The organism is Chlamydia avium 10DC88, assembly GCF_000583875.1.
GTDB lineage: Bacteria > Chlamydiota > Chlamydiia > Chlamydiales > Chlamydiaceae > Chlamydia > Chlamydia avium.
On record NZ_CP006571.1, the window covers coordinates 113,830 to 132,111 of the forward strand.

The following is an 18,282-nucleotide window of genomic DNA, read 5'->3' on the forward strand; positions in this document are numbered from 1 at the left end:
AAATGGAGAGAAAGATCCCTAGGGCAAAGAACCTTTCTCTCACTAGTGGCTAGAATATGCTTTGAATTCCAGTGATTATACGATGATTGATAGATGCTTGTTTGGAATTGTAAACATAATCTATGTATCCTGTAATTCGTTGAGAAAACTGAATATCATCGTGTAATTGTAATAAGAATCCGTTACGTGTTAAGGGGATCCCTCGTATAGTGAAGGTTTCACTATTAGTTATGATTGTCATATTAGTGTGAGGGTTGGTTCGGTAGACATCAGGTTTATAAGCAAATTTCAACATGAGTGTCGATGGAGCTCGTTTAAATGGAGTATACCATGTTGAAACAAATCCTACGGGAAGGGAGAGATTATGTCCCTTGCCTCGGGAGAATTTTCTAGCTAAACTTCCGCTTTCTTGAAATGCGCTTTGCCATCCTCCGAAACATTCAGCAGAGATAAACCCAGTGAGATGGAATTGCTCAGCAAGTATTTGTGTGATGTCAAACCATAGAAGAAATGGGTGATTCACAGAGACGGAAACATAATAGACGTTATTATACCAAGTGGCTTGAGATTGCAAAGGAGTCTGCAGGTAAGATCTTGAATAGTTTGTGGTCATGTGGTTTTTAGCATAGACATATGCGGATTCCCAAGCAAAATGGATTTCTCTATTTGGCGTGGCAACAGGGAGATTTCCAAATAAGCCAAAGAAAACCATTTGTTCGCTACTTTTAGCTTGATATAGCTTGCTTTTTATTTGTCCATAGAGCTGACCGAAGGCTATACCTAGAGCAGCTTGGTCAGGGTAGTAAATACGGACATTTGTTTGGTATCCTCCGTGTCTTCCTGAAAATCCATCATATTGTGATCGAGGATGTTGATGGGAATAAGCGCCTAATGCTTTGATTGAGGAGCCCCAACCTTCGTGTTCTCCCTGAATATGGTCTCCCAGTAGGGAATTTGCAAATATTTGTGCAGCAAAAAATGAAGACCATAAGGAATTAGGAACTAATTCTCCACGACGTTCAGGAGCAAGAATATAGGACGCATATGGGGATGGTGAAGGATTCCAAATTAAGTATAGTGTGCGGTTATCTGTTCCTGAAGGTACACCACCATTGGGTGTTGGAGATAATAGAGGAGCAGACCATGAGGATTCCCAGGATCCTTGATAACCATAGTGATCGGGAACAGGGATTTCTCCAGTGGTGAAACTTGTTGCTGTAGGATTATTATTATTATTTGAAGTAAACGTGGCAAAAGGAATAGTTAAGGAACTAGCTAATAATGAATTATCATATGTAGTTTCTGGATCCTCGCAAACAACAGCTAGTTGTCCTTCTAGAGTGATTGTCTGTGCTCCTGAGTTGACAGTTGCTGTTTCCCAAGTAGGGCTGAGATAAGAAGTGACATCACAACCTAGGTTTTTTATACTAAAATCAGTTGCTGTAGGAAGCGTAGTAGTAGGGGGAGTTCCTGAAGATGTTAACAAGCCGATATCTGCTCCTGAGCCTAGAGTTAGTCTTCCAGGATCTGCTGTTAGCCCTAAGACATTAAGTGTTGCGTTATCTGTAACTACAAGCTGCCCATCTTGAATAACGACTTTACCACATAGAGAAGATAGGGAATTCTCTGGATGAAATTGTTCTGATAGGGAAAGAAGAGCAGAGGAAAAGACTACAGACCCTGAGTATCCAGTAGTATTAATGATGATTTCATTTGGTGTTGTCCCAGCTCCAGTGTCTCCAGCTGTTGTTCCTGGGTTAGTATTGGTAATAGGATCGTAAAAAATAATTTTCGCATCCCCTGAAGCACTGATTGATGTGATTTTTGCATTACCATCTAGTTGTATGGCATTGCGTACTCCGGGACGGGTGTTTATTGTATTTCCAGCAAAGGTCATTATGCCTCTGCCTGCCGTTAAGGTTAGTGAAGAATCTGCAGTAGAGGTAGTATCTCCCACTGAGGAACTTATATAGATTGCTCCACCTTGTTGTGCGCGGTTATGATAAAAATTGGTATCCCCAATGGTCTTCATAGTAAGGGATCTTGCGCAAATTGCTCCGCCATTTTCTGTGGCTGAGTTTTTAATGAAAAAAAAATCTGAATTTGTATTTAGAGTACAGGTAGTAGTATAGATAGCCCCACCATCTTTCGCAGCAGAATTGTAGCTGAAAGTTATGGGATTAGTATTGTTATTGAATGTTACGGATTTTGTTGGACAGCAAATAGCACCTCCTGATCCTGCAGCAATAACTACAGAAGGCTGAGGGGTGACTGTTGCTAATCCATTTGCTGCTGTATTTCCAGAAAAGGTAATAGAGCGTGTATTACCTTCAAAGGTAACAGATCCATCGTAAATAGCCCCTCCACCACAAGTCGCATAGTTTTGTGAAAAGGTAATAGGACAAAAATTTTTATTAATATCACATGTAGCATCGGTCTTATTTAGAATAGCGGATCCGAAATTACCAGAATTATTTTCAAATGTAATTTTTTTATTAATGTTGGTAATACTTAATTTTTGTTCTGTTTTGAGGACAGATCCACAGCAACAGTTCACCGTTGTTGTGGTTCCTTCAGTGCTATCTCCACCAGCGCCAGTAGTAGAGACAACGGGCGAGTAGGATGTACGATTGTTGGTGAAGATAAGGTAGCTACAGTTGTTAATTGAAGTAGTTGATCCCGAAATAAGCCCTTCACTTCCTGTAGAGATATTGTTAGAGATTACGAGTTTTGATAAGTTAGATAAACTCAAACTTCCTGAAGAGGAGATTAATGCTGTATCATCTTGGACAGGTGCTTGGCAATTGGAAAAGGAAAGCTGATAGCCATTCCCAAGTAGAGAGAATGAGGTAGTTGCCCCAAGGAATGAAGAATCAAACTGTGCACCAAACAGGTTGTTTACATTACAGTTAGAGTTGAGACATACAGTATTTGCCACGTCATAAAAAGGAAACGTCACATTATTCGGAAGAGATTGGGTAGAGGCCCACCCTGTAATACATAAGCAAGATAAAAAACACAAAGAAGAAGATTTAAAAGAAGTCATGTTACGCCCTGTTTATTGATCCCGCTGTTTTAGTTAGATTAGAATCGAAATTTGCTTCCTATATCTATACTGTAATTACGGGAGGATTTGCGTAATTCATAATTGCCGTGAGTAAAAATTTCTATATTATTATTTATAGATGTGTGCGTAGACCCTTGGAAGAATATCGCGTACCTGTCTAAATTTGTTGCCGATGTGATCCATGAAATATTGTTGGCAAGTAGTAGTGTAGTGCATTTAGGATCCTTACGATAGACATCAGGAACATAAGCAACTGAAAGACTATAGAAATCAGGATGTTTATGCGATCTTCTATCAATTTTAAATCCTGCAGGTATAGATACATTAATTAGATAACTAGAATCAAAAGAGCGAGCTTCTTCTTGTTTTTCTTTGAAAGATTCATGTTCTGCATAACCTATTTGAGCATGGACAAAGGGAACAAATTGATTGAAGGGGAGATTCTTGATTCTTAGGATGATGGGCAGGTTGCCGCCGATTTCTCCTAGCCAACAATTATTATCCCAAGAAATTTCTTTTTTAGGAGCAAAGGTGTATTGTGTTGTCATTTCTTCGGTAGTGCGGCTATAGCATGCACGTGCAGAAAAACCTGTGAAGATAATATTATTGATGGGGTGCTTTATAGAAAGATATGCCGTTCCCATAAGGGATTGAGATTTCGATGTGGAAACTACATAATCTTTCGATCGTCCAAACATTTGAGCGAAGGCAACGCCAAATACTGATCCTGCAATTGTTTGTGAATTAGCACCAACTATGTAGCCTCCGCTAATCCGACGAAATCCATGGGAATTTTCATCACGCTCACGATGAAAGATATTGGAGATCCCCGCAAAGTATAGGCCTTGACCATAGTTAAAGCCATCACAGCTTGATGTAGCAGCATCATTCAGGGAACGCAAATCAATTAATGCTCCCCATAGGCTATTTGGGACTAGTGTTGACTGACGTTCAGGACTTGGAAGAAATCCTGTACGTGTCCATGTTGCTTTAAGAGTTTTAGTATTATTTTCTCCATTTTCCCAAGAAAACGTCCAAGAGCCTAAGTAACCATATTGTGCTTCTGGAAACTCTACATTTGTTGTAATTTGATTGTCATTCTGAGTGGTAAGGACTAAGGGATTGAGGGTAACTGAGTCTTGATTAAACAAAGAATGGTTTTCATAAGCATGTCCAGATACATCATCTATAGAAACAGATCCATTAAGTATGATAGAACCAGAACTATTTTTAGTTTCAATTTTAGCTTGGCTAGATGCATTAAGAGAATCTAAGTTTAGATGGAGATCAGTAATAGTTATTTGACCATCTGTATTGTTTTGAGCCGTGCCATTATTTGTCGAGTGTTCGGTAATTTGTAATGTTGTTCCTCCATCCATAAGTAGGATAGAGTCTTCTTCTTGAGTGAAGGAAAGTACAGCGAGAGTTGCTTTATTTGCTAAGATTAATTTTCCATTGGATAACTTAACTTTTTGATAGATAGTTGAGGTCGAGTCGTTTGTATTGTCAGTATCTAATCCTGAGAAAATAACAGAACCTGTGTATTTGGAAGAGCTATTAGGGTTAATTGTTAGTTCTTGGTTATTGGCTGTATCAGGAAGAGCTCCAGTAATTGGGTCATAGAAAATTAAGCTATAATTTTCTGAAGCAGATAAAGAAGAAATGGTTGCTCCCTTCCCTAGGGAGATAGCATTTCTTTGTATGGTTGTGTTGGTCTGGTTAGTTTTTTTTAGGTTATGATAAAACACCATAGGACCATAGTCTGCAGATAATGACAAAGTTCCATTATCTGCTATGTAGATAGCTCCTCCATCTTTAGAGACGTTATCTCTAAACATTGTAGATCCTGAGGAGGAAATACTTAACTTATCTGTGTGAATAGCCCCACCTGAAGTTGAGGCAAAATTATTCGCAACGAAAATAGTTTGTTGGTTGCTTATAGTGATTCCTGTGTAATCAGAAGGAGTTGCTGATGGTGTTGTTCCCGCTTGCTTAGCGAATAATGCGCCTCCTAGACCCACAGTAATTCCATCTGTAGGAGAGACTTCTGGGAAAGCAGAGTTATTCTGTAGGATCAAGACCCCATTGTTGGAGAATGTGACATTACCTTCTCCATAGATAGCTCCTCCTGATTTTGCATTGTTTGCTTCAAATTTTACTACCCCATTTCCAGAAATATTTATTGTTGTATTTTTTTGTGTGGTTGTTTCAGGAGGAGTTGTAGTTGTGGGATCTACAGCATGGATAGCCCCTCCATATAGATTTGCTGAGTTGGTAGCAAAAATTACAGAAGGACATTGAGTAATGGAAAAACTTTCAGAGGAGCCAATAGCTCCTCCGTTATTAGCTACATTACTAGAGAATGCAGCTTGATGCACCTTATTAATCGACCCATTTTTTACCCAGATACCCCCACCATTACTTGCTGCATAGTTGTTTTGAAAAAGAACATTCTGTGTATTTTGTAAGAATAAAGATCCCGATACATAGATAGCCCCACCTTTAGGAGCTGGGATAGAATCAGTAGGAGTACTGCTATTTGCAAGAACACGACAATTCGTAAAGACACAAGAAGACAATCCTGAGATTGTGTATGGAGCAGCATTGGTGGTCGTGGCGCTAGTTGCAGGTGTTGAATTTAAAGCTGCACCATTTGTTGTTGTACAGAGGTTCATGAAAGAAATACTATTTCTTCGGCCTATAATAGTAATGGGTCCTGAAGAATTCAAAAAGCAACTTAGTGGGGTAGCTGCTTGGCAATTGTCAATATTTAAAATATAAAGATTACCAGTAAGGATGGCTGTTGTTCCCTCAGGATTTGCAGTAATCGTATAGGGGAATTGTTTATCAAGATCTCCGTTATACGTGCCACTGGGGACCAAGATTTCCAGGGAGTCAACCCGAGATGAGTAAGTAAGAGTTAGTATAGAGAAGACAATAAATTTACTAAAAGAAGCTTTCATTGACTCGAGAAGTGATAAAGGATTTACCATTCACATAAATAAAAAGTATTAAAAAATCAATAAGATGGAAAAAAGAAGAATATAAGATGTTCTCCTTGAATAAGAAAAAAGACCCTTAAACAAGGTAGGTATTTAACTATCCTTAGAGATGGCACAGAGTTAGTGTTTTTCTAGTAAATATGTTGTATTTTCCCTATGAAAATCTTCATGGAGGAGGAAATCGTTGGAAATTCCAGGGGATATTCATACCATTTTTTTAGAAAATGTACTTTCCTCCTAAATCTGCATTATAATTTCTAGAAGATCCCCGTAATTCAAAAGCAGCGTGAGAGAAGATTTTAAAGCTGTTTCCCAAACTATGATGTGCTGAGCCTTCAACTAATAATGCTTGTCGTGCGAGATTTGTAGCTCCTGTGGCCCAGGAAATACTTCCTGAAGGGAAGTAAACCTTAGACTTAGGATATAAACGATAGATGTCTGGAGAGTAGCCAAGAGAAAGGATAAGTTTATTCGATGGGGTATTTCTCTCAAATTTTAATCCTAAAGGAGTGGCGATATTCATTAAATGAGCACTTTGAAATTCTCTATTTTCATCTCCTCCGTGACGTTCTTTGAAATTTTGTTGTTCTACGAAGACAACGCGTAGTTGGGCGTAAGGAGAAAAGTAACGTCGAGGTAGGGTACCGCCTAAAGTAGCCGAAACACAATGGTTATTCCATTTTCCTATAGAAGCAGGGTTGGGAGTATGTTGAGTTTCCATAGCATTGCGTGCTAGACTGTAGCTGAGATGCGCATCCAGGATCACAAGAAACTGATCAGGAAGTTGTGAAATGATAGTTCCTCTTTTGTTAGAGAAGGTATGGTAATGCATCATGCGTTCTTGTTTGGAATGTATAGTAGCAGCATAAATATGAGATTTCGTATGCGCTAGGTTGTAGTCCTTATCCCGACCGAATAATTGGCAAAAAGCAATATCCATCAGATGACCATCTATACTTTCAAAACTGGTTCCTAACATGTATCCAGAGCTAATGTGTCGGAATCCTTGTTGAATAGAAGTGGAGTCCCTATGAAAGAAATTAGAAATTCCTGCTACCCAGAACCCTGGAGCATTGGCGCTGTCTGTACTGACTTCAACAAGTTTCTGTATTGCCTGTATATCAATTGCCGAACACCATAAACTATTCGGAACCAAAGTAGCACGTCTTGCAGGACTGGGATTATAACCTTGAGATTCCCATTTTAGTTCGAAGGAAATTTGTCCACTAGTGGGATCCTTAACTTGAATTACTTCCCATTGTCCTTGATAACCGAAATTAGAAGTTGTCGATCCCTGAGGAATAATATTGAGTCCTGATGTATCAACCTGTTGTCCTTGCCCGGCAGAGATGCTCAAGATATCTGTAGAAAAGTTTTTGCTAAGAAGTGGATTGTCATAGAATTGACCACTAGAATCCACAAATTGTAAATCCCCAGTGACAGACACTTTTCCTGTGTTGCCGTTCCCTATAATGTTAATAACTTGTCCTGATCCTAAGGAATCTAAGTTTACTGCTAAGTTGCTAATAGTAATCGAGCCATCAGCAGCAGTTTGTTGTGTATAACTAGGAGTTGTTGTTGCCTCTGTTCCTGTTGAGGATACGGGAAGAGAGAAGGGAAGATCACGTAGTAAAGTACGAATTTTACACACTTCCTCTAAATATTTGGATACTATCCTTTCATCGAGTAGAGAAGATTTAGTTGCTTGTGATTCAGAGGAACCAGCAAATGTAGGCGTATCTGTAGCTTTTGTCAATGCCGTTGCCTCAGTCGTGGAAGTAGGAGGAGTTTGAGTAGCTTCTTTCTGTGTATTTTCAGAATTTTGCTCTGTAGAATTATTTAAGGTAGATTCATTTTGAGATGATGGTTGTTGCTCTGTTGTTGAAACAAAGCCCGCACGGATTGTGGTACCTCCATCCATAATAATTAAAGAACCAGGATTTTGGATAAATGAATCTGCACAGAGAGTGGCTCCATTTTTTAAAACCATGGTTCCAGATTCTAAGACTACAGGACAATGAAAAATACTTGTTGTATTTGCAGAATCTTGGGCTTCTTCTTCGGTTAACTTTTCCCCAGAGAAAACAATACGACCATCATATGTAGTCGTAGAGGATAGATCAGTTTGATCATCGGCAGCATTGAATCTCAGAGGGGTGGACGAGGAACCAGAGTCTATAGGTTGAGTAATAATAGGGTCATAAAAAGTAAGGCTATGACCTGTCCCAGCTCGTAGTTGTAAGATTTTTGCTCCTTTCCCTAGATAAAGAGAATTGTGTAGCGATGTTAGGGTTTTAGATGCAGTATCCGTTTGAGTAGTGTCTCCTGTAATTGAAGGATCTATAGCTGTTGTCTGTGTATTTCCCCAGAAAGAAATATTTCCATTTGTAGCAGAAATACTAATCGTTCCACCATCAGTGATATAGATAGCTCCTCCCTGGGAAGCAGTATTTCCTGCAAAGGTGATATCACCACCGGAAGATAGGAATACAGATTCGCTATAGATAGCTCCTCCAGAACCATAAGCAGAGTTATTTGAAAAAGTTACAGAAGCATTTCCAGAGATTGTAACTTTAGATAAGTTGCTCGATGTGGAATCCTGATATGTTGAACCTAATTGAGCTTGGATATTGGCATAGAATCGACGAAGCAGAGCTGATGGAGAATAAGGGGAATCAGTTTCTGTATCCTCAGAGAGTGCAGACGATGTTATACAGCAAATCGCTCCTCCATGTCCTTGAGTATTTGAGGATACTGTAGTACTTTGATTGGACGGCTCTGTTGTGACAGCAGCAGATACCGCTGGTTCTGAAGCGCTTTTCGATGGTTCTGATGATCCTGAAGAAGTACTTTGTATAGTCTTGTTCCCAGAAAATATAACTGTAGCATTTTCAGTAATCTCTACACTCCCTGTAGAGTAGATAGCCCCACCTTGATCTTGAGCCATGTTGTTAGACAATGTGACTGTCCCCGTATTTTTGGTAATGCTACCGTTTCCTAAGACCTGGATAGCGCCTCCATAATTTTTGGAATTATTTCCAGACAAGGTGATATTTGCATTATTACAGAAGGAAATACTCGGAGATGAAGGTTGCTCAGATGAATCGGAAGATACTGAATTCAAAGATCCCGAAGAAGAAGAATTACTAACATCCGAATTTGTAGATCCTTTTAGATGACTATTGAAAGAATCTACTTTTTTACTTTTAAAGGTTAAAGAGCTGTTTTCTTGACTCTGCTCTTTGTCTTCTTCATCATTTTTTTCTGATTCCCGCCCTTCTATTTCTGAAGTTTCCCAAGGTGCTTGAGATTCTTGCATAACTGCTGTAGATACAGTCACTACTTTAGAAGCATCCGCACTAGGACTTCCATTAGATCCTGAGCTTGTGTTTCCTGGAGTGGTAGAGGATACTGTACTTTTTTCCTCTGAACTTTCAGAGGTTGTAGTATTTTTAGGACCAACGTAAATAGCACTTTCTGCTGTGGATATATCAGCCGTAGCAGAGATGAAAGATAAATCAGAGAATCCAGAGAAAGTTAGAGAGGAATTTGCACTATTGTTAATAGCAGATCCTTTCCCCGTAATCGAGATGTTGGAAAAAGTAAGAGAATGGTTGTTTCCTACGAAACTTAGGGTGCCATCAGTATTAACAAAGCAGCTAGTATTTGTAGAACCAGAAGAAGACGTAATGCTATTAGAAGTAGAATTTTCCGCTCCTGTAGTTACACTAGCATTTCCTCCATCTGTAGAAGGAAGGGTTGTTGTTAGAGAACATTCAGGTGTTCCTTGGGATGAGCTAGGATTAGAAGATTCTGGTTGAGTTGATTTTGTTATAGATAATGATGAGCTTGTTGTAGGCAATGCCGTTTTTGCTATGTTAGCTTGTGTTTCTACATTTTGTGTTTGTGTTTTTTCTTCTTCTGCGTTGTTTTCTTCATCTGCTTCTTTGCTTACTTCTTCATTTTTAGTTTCTTCACTGGTTTGTTCTTGAGTACTAGAGACATTTGCAAAGGAAATATCTGTAGATAAAGTATACGTAGTTCCATTCGTTAATGAAGATTTCCTTTGAGAAAAGGGAGTTGTATTTGTTCCGTCATAGTTGTCTTTGCTTTCCAAGACAATATTCCCTTGTTCTTGGGAAGTTTCTTGAACCTCTGTAGAATCAAGAGATACATGAGAGATAAGAGTAGAAGAAACTAATAGAAAATGAATGGAGGACTTCATAAACAATCTTTATTGCAAAACCGTTACTTGGTTTTTAGAGTAGAGGAAAAAGTGAAATAAATCACAAGAAGATTTTGTTCTCAATAGAACAAAACAAACCAAGGATCTTATTAGATTAATCTTATGTTTTTAATAATAAAACGATTAATATAAAATGATTCTTGGTTTTTTTCGTGTATTATGGGCCATAAAATCAGAAGACCTAAAAAACAGAAGCGCCTAATTTTTAGGATCACAATGATGGGTAGAATGCCCTTTAGGACAGCAATCTTTGGATGAATGTTTTTTAGAACAGCAACTGCAACAGCCTATGAAATAAAGAATACCGGCAAGTCCTATGATAATGTAAGTAATATTTGTTGCTGATGTATTGGCTCCTCCGCATAATCGTTCAATTATGTTGATTTTGTAGTGAGTTAACCCCACAATACCGACATTTAATGCGCTAAGAACAACGATAAGACAGGATAGTCCCCGAACAAGTTTGCCTAGCATTGCTTTTCTCCTAAATGATGTATACTTAATTCCACCTTTTAATCTTTTTTATAATTTAATAAAGATTTTTTTTACTTGTGATTTCTTGAAGAGACATTGACTTTTTGCATACAAGGAGTTAAGTTTGGCAAGAAGTTTTTTCGTTAATCCATAGTAAAACTATGGTTCTTCATTGAACAGCACAGGGGGTAGGCAATGAAACGAACATATTTAGAAAGAGAAGATATTGTTACGCTGGCTAAGCTTTCTGCTTTAGATTTAAGTGAAGAACTCATACAGGAGTATAGCACTTCATTGAATGATGTAATTCACACTATGGAAGAAACTATCTCCATGGATGTCGTAGACGTTGTTGATGACTTACCCTTAATTCAAGTTGTTGGTCCTGAGGATTTACGAGAAGATATTGTGACTTCAAATTTTTCACGAGAGGAGTTTCTCACTAATGTTCCGGAATCATTAGGAGGATTAGTCAAAGTCCCTACGATAATTAAATAGAGAGAAGCAGGAAACTATGTATCAAAAGAGTGCCTTAGAGTTAAGAAATGCTGTAGCTCAGGGAGAGCTTTCTGCTACAGCAATAGTTAAGTATTTTTATAGTAGAATACAAGAAGAGGATAGTCGCATAGGAGCCTTTCTTTCTCTCTGCCAGGATAGAGCATATGAAAAAGCAGCTCATATAGATGAAAAGCGTGCACAAGGCAAACCTTTAGGAAAGTTAGCTGGTATCCCCATAGGAATTAAGGATAACATCCATATTTCTGGTTTGCGTACCACGTGTGCTTCAAAGATGTTGGAAAATTATGTAGCTCCGTTTAGTGCTACTGTGGTGGAACGCATAGAAGCAGAAGATGGCATTATCTTAGGGAAACTCAATATGGATGAGTTCGCCATGGGATCGACGACACAATACTCTGCTTTTCATCCTACGAGAAATCCTTGGGATTTGTCTTGTGTCCCCGGAGGATCTTCGGGAGGATCTGCAGCGGCAGTAGCTTCAAGGTTTTGTCCCATAGCTTTGGGATCTGATACAGGGGGATCTATACGTCAGCCCGCTGCATTTTGTGGTATTGTAGGATTCAAGCCTTCCTATGGAGCTGTGTCGCGCTATGGTTTAGTCGCTTTCGGTTCTTCTTTGGATCAGATCGGTCCTCTAACTACGGTTGTTGAAGATGTAGCGCTCGCTATGGATGCTTTTGTAGGTAAGGATGATAAAGATCCTACATCGAAGCATTTTTTCATAGGATCGTTTCAGGAGGCATTATCTTTAGAAGTACCTCAGTTAATCGGTGTCCCTAAGAGATTTTTAGAGGGACTGAGAGAAGATATTAAAGAGAACTTTTTCGTATCCCTAGAGGTTTTAGAGAAACAGGGAAGCCGGATAGTAGATATTGATTTGGATATTTTACGCCATGCGGTTCCTGTATATTATATTTTAGCATCTGCAGAAGCTAGTGCTAACCTAGCACGTTTTGATGGAATTCGTTATGGTTATCGGTCTCCTGAAGCTAAAACCATAGAGGAAGTGTACACTTTATCCCGGGCTCAGGGATTCGGAAAGGAAGTAATGCGGAGAATTCTTTTAGGAAACTATGTACTATCTGCAGAGAGACAAAATATTTATTATAAGAAAGGTACTGCTGTTCGTACAAAAATCATACAAGCTTTCCAGAAAGCCTATGAAGTATGTGATGTCATTGCTATGCCTGTATGTTCATGTCCCGCATTTCCTTTTGGAGAGATTTTAGATCCTACGTCTTTATATCTTCAGGATATCTATACTGTAGCTGTGAACCTAGCCTATCTACCCGCGATTGCTGTCCCATCAGGGTTTTCTAGAGAAGGGCTGCCTCTAGGATTTCAAATTATTGGAAAGCGAGGCCAAGATCAGCAAGTTTGTCAGGTAGGCTATAGTTTCCAAGAACATTCCGGAATAAAAAATATTTTTCCTACAGAATGTAGGAAAACTCTTGATGGAGGGATAAAATCATGAGCAGTATTTATGCTGATTGGGAATCCGTCATAGGTTTGGAAGTCCACGTAGAATTGAATACAACATCCAAATTGTTTAGTGGAGCTCGCAATCGTTTTGGTGATGAACCTAATACCAATATCTCTCCTGTATGCACAGGATTACCCGGAACATTACCCGTATTAAATAAAGAAGCGGTGAGAAAAGCTGTTTTATTTGGTTGTGCTGTTCAGGGTGAAATTGCCTTATTTAGTCGTTTCGATAGGAAGTCTTACTTTTATCCAGATAGTCCAAGAAACTTCCAAATTACTCAGTTTGATTATCCTATTGTTCGCGGTGGTTATGTGAAAGCTTTAGTTCAAGGGGAAGAACGTTATTTCGAGTTGTCTCAAGCACACATGGAAGATGATGCTGGCATGCTAAAACACTTCGGTAATTTTGCTGGTGTTGATTATAATCGCGCGGGTGTCCCCTTAATAGAAATTGTATCTAAGCCGTGTATGTTTTGCTCGGAAGATGCTGTAGCTTATGCAACAGCTTTAGTATCTTTACTCGATTACATCGGGATTTCTGACTGCAATATGGAAGAAGGTTCTGTTCGCTTTGACGTAAATATTTCTGTACGACCAAAGGGAAGTCAGGAACTACGTAATAAAGTAGAAATTAAAAACATGAATTCTTTTGCATTTATGGCACAGGCTCTGGAAGCTGAAAAACGTCGCCAGGTAGATGAATATTTCGCTCATCCACATCAGGATCCTAAGCAAGTAATTCCAGGAGCAACCTACCGATGGGATCCAGAGAAAAAGAAAACAGTATTAATGCGTCTTAAAGAACGCGCCGAAGATTATAAGTATTTTATAGAGCCTGATCTTCCAGTATTGCAGTTAACAGAGGACTATATTAATGAGGTTCGCGCTACTCTTCCCGAGCTACCCTATGATAAATACCAAAGGTATTTAAAAGATTATGACATTGCTGAGGATATCGCAGCTATTTTGATCAGCGATAAATATATTGCTCAGTTTTTTGAAGCCGCTGCTGCACATTGTACAAATTATCGTTCTCTTTCTAATTGGGTGACTGTAGAGTTTATAGGTCGATGTAAGAACTTAGGGAAAAAGTTAGCTTTTGTAGGGATTCTTCCTGAGCATATTGCTCAATTAGTGGATTTTATCGATCGCGGAGTGATCACAGGGAAAATCGCTAAAGATATAGCAGATATGATGATGGCTTCTCCAGCTAAAAGTCCTGAAGATATTCTGAAGGAAAATCCTGATTTACTGCCAATGACAGATGAAAGCGCTTTGTTATCTATTATAATGGAAGTTGTTCAAGCAAATCCACAATCTGTGGTGGATTATCGCAATGGAAAGACAAAGGCATTAGGATTTTTAGTAGGGCAGATTATGAAGCGTACACAAGGGAAAGCACCTCCTCATCGGGTGAATGCTTTGCTACTTGTAGAATTAGGAAAGCAGTAACAGAAATTCTACCATTTGGTAAAACAGCTCTTTCGAAGTAAATTTTTCAAAGAGCTGTTTATTTCTTGACATTCTTTAGATCTAAAGGAGAGTTAAGAATACAATACTTAGTCTAAATACTTTCTATTTTCTCTTTCTTTTAAGTTTCTTTTTTTTAAGTTTTTCGTCTGAAGAGGCTTCCTCTTCTTCTTTCTTTTGATGTTCCTCTTGTTGATCTCTAGTTCTAGATTTTGTTTTTTCTATTTTAGGTGTTCGTATAATAGATGATTGGTGATCTAGATTCTTCGACGAACTTATAGGAAGTGGGGAAGAAATACTACCCAGAGGAACAGTAGTTAAAGGTAATGATGTATCTGGGGAAGCTGAAGGCAAAGCTGTAGGTAGAGAAAAAGTCTCCGTTAGCTTTTTTTGATTTTGGACAGAATCTTCATCATTTGAAGAGTCGGGTTCATAACCACCGGAAAATAGTTTCTCTATCGCATTGGATCGTCTGGGAAGCCGTATATTCCCTTGATGACACTTGTATAGTCGTTGTCGCCGAGAAGCAAGTCTTGCTTGTTGGGAGAGTCGTGTATATTTGGCAGACTCAGATATTTGTTTGTTTCTTTTCTTAGCCAAGAGTTTCTCATCTTTTATTGTTTTAGAAGCTCCTAGAGGTGTGGAAGATTGGTCTGCAAATCGAATAATTTTTTGCTGTTGTTTAACGAGGGCTTCGGTTTTAAAGTGTTGGAAGGTAACTTTATGCAATGAAATTAAAGATAAACCTATAGTCATTATTCCCATTATAAATAATGGGTTTGCAACAATTAGAATACTGCCTCCAGAAGCTATAAAGGCAGATGCTAAAAGTGCTGAGGCTATCCCTAACAAAATAAAAGGTAGGCATACAGCTACTAGGGTATCAGCAATTTTTTGTGCTCGTGGAGTCTGGGCGACATCAGAAACTAACATGGCTAAGCCCAGGGTACCAAGAACAAAACCGGGAATTAAACCAAATAAGAGTAATCCCTGTCCATGTGAGGCAACCAGAATACCTATAATGGCAATGACAGCAAGAGCGAGAATAGTAATGTCATAGACATAGCGCATGCAGGGCTTACGATCAGGAAGAGAAAGGAGTCTGTTTAAGAGGCTTGAGGGAGCAGTCGATGGTCTATCCCCGATTATGGTCTGATGTCTAGGAGGAGAAAAAGACGATTGTCCTGCAGTGCATAGAACGTTACTCATATGCCTCACCCTATTCTTTTTTAATTATTTTATAATCATAGATTTATCATATTATAATACTTTACTTTGTTTATTTGGAGGATTTTATTTTGTTAATTTATTGTAAAGATTTAAAAAAATATATATATATTATTTGTGTTCATAAACACAGTTTCATAAGGAAGAAACATAAGGAAATGTATAGGGAGATAAAAATATTTTAAGATCCGAAAGAAAATTTTTTAGACACTCTGAGGAAGCATAGCAGAGAACAGTTCCCTATGGATGTTTAAAAGGGTAGCACTAGTTCCTACGGCTCCTAATATACCAATCATTAGGAACACCACTTCCGGGGAAATCATAATAAGACAGAATACTGCAGTGACAATGAATGCGGTAACCAGAATACTCATTGCCCATGCTACGAAGTAGTGTAGGTTAGACATGATACTTCTTGTGGAAATACATTTTGTCAGGAAAATTACAGGAAGTAAGATAGTGCCAATGAGGGAAGCTAGAGGAAAGGTGAAAACTTTCATCGTCCCAAGAATAGTGGAAACGACAACCTCAATAATCATTGCCGATTTGGGGTGGAGAAGAGCTTGATTTTGACAATGACGTGCCAAAACTCTCTCTGAGAACGTTAGGTCAAAATAAATGCGAGCACCCTTTTGACACAATTCACGACAATTCATTTTAGACAACAAGTTCCCATTATTATTTTTAGAAGTAAAATTTTATGTGGTTGCAATTTTTAGTACAATGGTAAATCAACAATCAAAATAAAATAATTATTTTATTTTTAAAATGTTACCACTGCAGATCCTCCGAAAAATATCGAAGTCTTAAAAGGATAACTCGTGCTTTGATTATTATGACTATCTGCTAAGGATATGTCCTTTCCTAGAGACCAGCCGTAAAATGCTTTAATAAAACTTCCTGGCCAAGGAGTAAGTTTAATATTTCCTTCAATTTCTCTTCCTTGATATTCAAAAATTCCTTCGGAAGAAGATAGGTTGTTTTTAGGAAGCTTTTTTCTGAATCGTGTTAGACGGTAAGCAGTTCCAAAGTTACATACAGAAGTACATTTATATTCTAATGAGAAATTTAATGGATAAATACAATTAATAGTTAGTTGGTCATTGAGTTTATAAGAAGCTCCAAGTAGGGGCCAAGCTTTTTCTTGATGTAACCCCGTTTCATTGATTACTCCAAAGATCGCAGAGAGTTGGGGTGTAGCTTGATATTTTCCAGATAATACTGCTTGATATAGGCCATAGCCAATTTCAAGATTTTCTGGATCAAGAAAAGAAGAAAACACCACAGACCATTGCCAATTCGTTAAGGATACTGTGTAGGCGCCTAAAGAAAACATGAGATAGTTGTAGTATGACTTATCTTGAAATGTGGCATAGCCTAATAATGATTTGGGATCCTCTTCTGAGGGCTGTGTATGATCCCAGTGGATATCAACACCTACGTAACCCGTAGATAGGAGTAATCCGAATTGAGGAGTCAGGGGTAGGGTAAAAAGAAGAGAAGCATCAGATTGGCATAGACCTAAGGATTGATGAGGCAGCTTTTTAAAATCAGCATTTTCAATTTGCAAATATTGCATTTGTAAAGAAAAAGGGCGGGGTTGAGGGGCTTCATACGCTTCCTTATCAATGCCGCAGGCATCATGAATAATGTAAATAGGAGTAGAAATAAGCTGACCAGCGAGAGTGAGTAGATGAAAAAACAACTTCAACATATTCCTGTCTCAGGGGAGGATTTCAATCATTTGTTGAACCTCTCATACTAACTTCTTATAAGATAGATTACTACTGATTTTCGTATTCTTTTATTTCTATTACTTATGATGAGAATATGTTGTCAGGTTATGTAGAGCAAATTTCATGAAATGTTTTAAAGTGGGTTTTACATAATAAAGGTAAGACATCTTTGCCTAAGGAATGAAGGATGGATCTTCCCGCAATTTTAACTTGAGTAGATGCTCCTCTGGGAAGTTTTACTGAAAATCGTTGTTCTAGTTGTGTCATTGTTGAGACAAAAGCCTCCCGAGCAAGTATGGAGGCTGCTGCGACAACAATATCTTGTTCTCCATGGGTTTTTTGAAATACAGGGAGGTCCACATGTTTTTTTTCTAAAGCTTGGAGTAGGACATTTTCAGATGCGAATTGATCTGAAATAGCGAAGACATTTCCTGCAGGGCGAGGGGCTAATTGATCAATGATAGTTGCGTGTGCCCAAGCTAAAAGGAGATTCAAGTTTTTGAATTTTTTATAGAGTTCGTTGTATTTTTCTGGATAAAGAACCAATACCCTATAAAGGCAAGAAGTACGGATTTTTCTAGCTAAAGAAACTATTTGTGAATCTTTGAGTAACTTTGAATCCCGAATTTTTGTTTTATACAGGTCTTTCAGAATATCTTCGCTAGAAGCATATACCCCTGCTATACATAGGGGACCGAAAAAATCTCCTTTTCCTGATTCATCGATCCCCAAACGGGGGCGGAGATCTTGCTGCATATCCTGGTAGGAAAATGTAAGTAGAATTTCTGGTTCTAAAAAAAACTCAATAAATTCTTGAGATCCTTTTCCTTGAACAACAAGTTTCCCTGAAGAGTATAGAGTACAGTTCACCGAAGGAGAGCGTGCTGAAAAAATTGTATGTGGAGGATATGAAAATACAAAACTTTTTTCCTCTAAGCGAGATTTCAACAAGTTATATAGGGAAGGTGATATCTGAGTAACAAAGGGTGTAGACATAATGTGTAGTGATTCATTTTAATTAAAATCTATATGGGCAACAGCATCTCTGTCTTTTAC

The 18,282-nt window shown here is 38.4% G+C and carries 11 protein-coding genes; 3 read left to right on the forward strand and 8 right to left on the reverse strand.

What is annotated here, in order from left to right:
• Positions 1-49 precede the first annotated feature (49 nt).
• The 4 genes from RT28_RS04935 to RT28_RS00485 form a co-directional block, all read right to left on the reverse strand.
• Entirely contained in the window at positions 50-3,046 is a 2,997-nt protein-coding gene (locus tag RT28_RS04935) for a polymorphic outer membrane protein middle domain-containing protein (protein WP_038500085.1), read from the reverse strand.
• Positions 3,047-3,084: 38 nt separating this feature from the next.
• Positions 3,085-6,030: a polymorphic outer membrane protein middle domain-containing protein gene (locus RT28_RS00475; RefSeq protein ID WP_174362027.1), complete on the reverse strand. Its 2,946-nt coding sequence runs from the start codon at positions 6,028-6,030 to the stop codon at positions 3,085-3,087.
• A gap of 256 nt (positions 6,031-6,286) precedes the next feature.
• Positions 6,287-10,294 (reverse strand): polymorphic outer membrane protein middle domain-containing protein, encoded by a 4,008-nt coding sequence (locus RT28_RS00480; protein WP_038500088.1) that lies wholly within the window; start codon positions 10,292-10,294, stop codon positions 6,287-6,289.
• 219 nt (positions 10,295-10,513) lie between these two features.
• The gene (locus tag RT28_RS00485) at positions 10,514-10,789 is read right to left on the reverse strand and encodes a DUF378 domain-containing protein (RefSeq protein WP_038500091.1); all 276 of its coding nucleotides are present in this window, start codon (positions 10,787-10,789) and stop codon (positions 10,514-10,516) included.
• Between the two features lie 195 nt (positions 10,790-10,984).
• Here RT28_RS00485 and gatC point away from each other — a divergent pair, with 195 nt between their 5' ends.
• From gatC to gatB, 3 genes are read left to right on the forward strand one after another with little or no spacing between them, the layout of a single operon-like run.
• Positions 10,985-11,287 (forward strand): Asp-tRNA(Asn)/Glu-tRNA(Gln) amidotransferase subunit GatC, encoded by a 303-nt coding sequence (gatC, locus tag RT28_RS00490; protein ID WP_020359219.1) that lies wholly within the window; start codon positions 10,985-10,987, stop codon positions 11,285-11,287.
• Between the two features lie 16 nt (positions 11,288-11,303).
• Positions 11,304-12,782, forward strand: a complete 1,479-nt coding sequence (gene gatA, locus RT28_RS00495) for an Asp-tRNA(Asn)/Glu-tRNA(Gln) amidotransferase subunit GatA (protein WP_020355985.1) — start codon at positions 11,304-11,306, stop codon at positions 12,780-12,782.
• Positions 12,779-14,245, forward strand: coding sequence for an Asp-tRNA(Asn)/Glu-tRNA(Gln) amidotransferase subunit GatB (gene gatB, locus RT28_RS00500; RefSeq protein WP_038500094.1), 1,467 nt, complete (start codon positions 12,779-12,781; stop codon positions 14,243-14,245). Before gatA ends, gatB begins: the two co-directional genes overlap by 4 nt.
• A gap of 123 nt (positions 14,246-14,368) precedes the next feature.
• Here the strand turns inward: gatB and RT28_RS00505 are convergent, their stop codons facing one another.
• From RT28_RS00505 to rnhC, 4 genes are all read right to left on the reverse strand, one after another.
• A complete protein-coding gene (locus RT28_RS00505) occupies positions 14,369-15,472 on the reverse strand; it encodes a sulfite exporter TauE/SafE family protein (protein ID WP_038500097.1) in 1,104 nt (367 codons plus the stop codon).
• 221 nt (positions 15,473-15,693) lie between these two features.
• Positions 15,694-16,146 carry a DUF5422 family protein gene (locus RT28_RS00510; RefSeq protein ID WP_038500100.1) on the reverse strand — a complete coding sequence of 151 codons (453 nt, stop codon included), beginning with the start codon at positions 16,144-16,146 and terminating at the stop codon, positions 15,694-15,696.
• 107 nt (positions 16,147-16,253) lie between these two features.
• Positions 16,254-17,204: a hypothetical protein gene (locus tag RT28_RS00515; protein WP_035392700.1), complete on the reverse strand. Its 951-nt coding sequence runs from the start codon at positions 17,202-17,204 to the stop codon at positions 16,254-16,256.
• Positions 17,205-17,331: 127 nt separating this feature from the next.
• Positions 17,332-18,222: a ribonuclease HIII gene (gene rnhC, locus RT28_RS00520; protein WP_038500103.1), complete on the reverse strand. Its 891-nt coding sequence runs from the start codon at positions 18,220-18,222 to the stop codon at positions 17,332-17,334.
• Positions 18,223-18,282 lie beyond the last annotated feature (60 nt).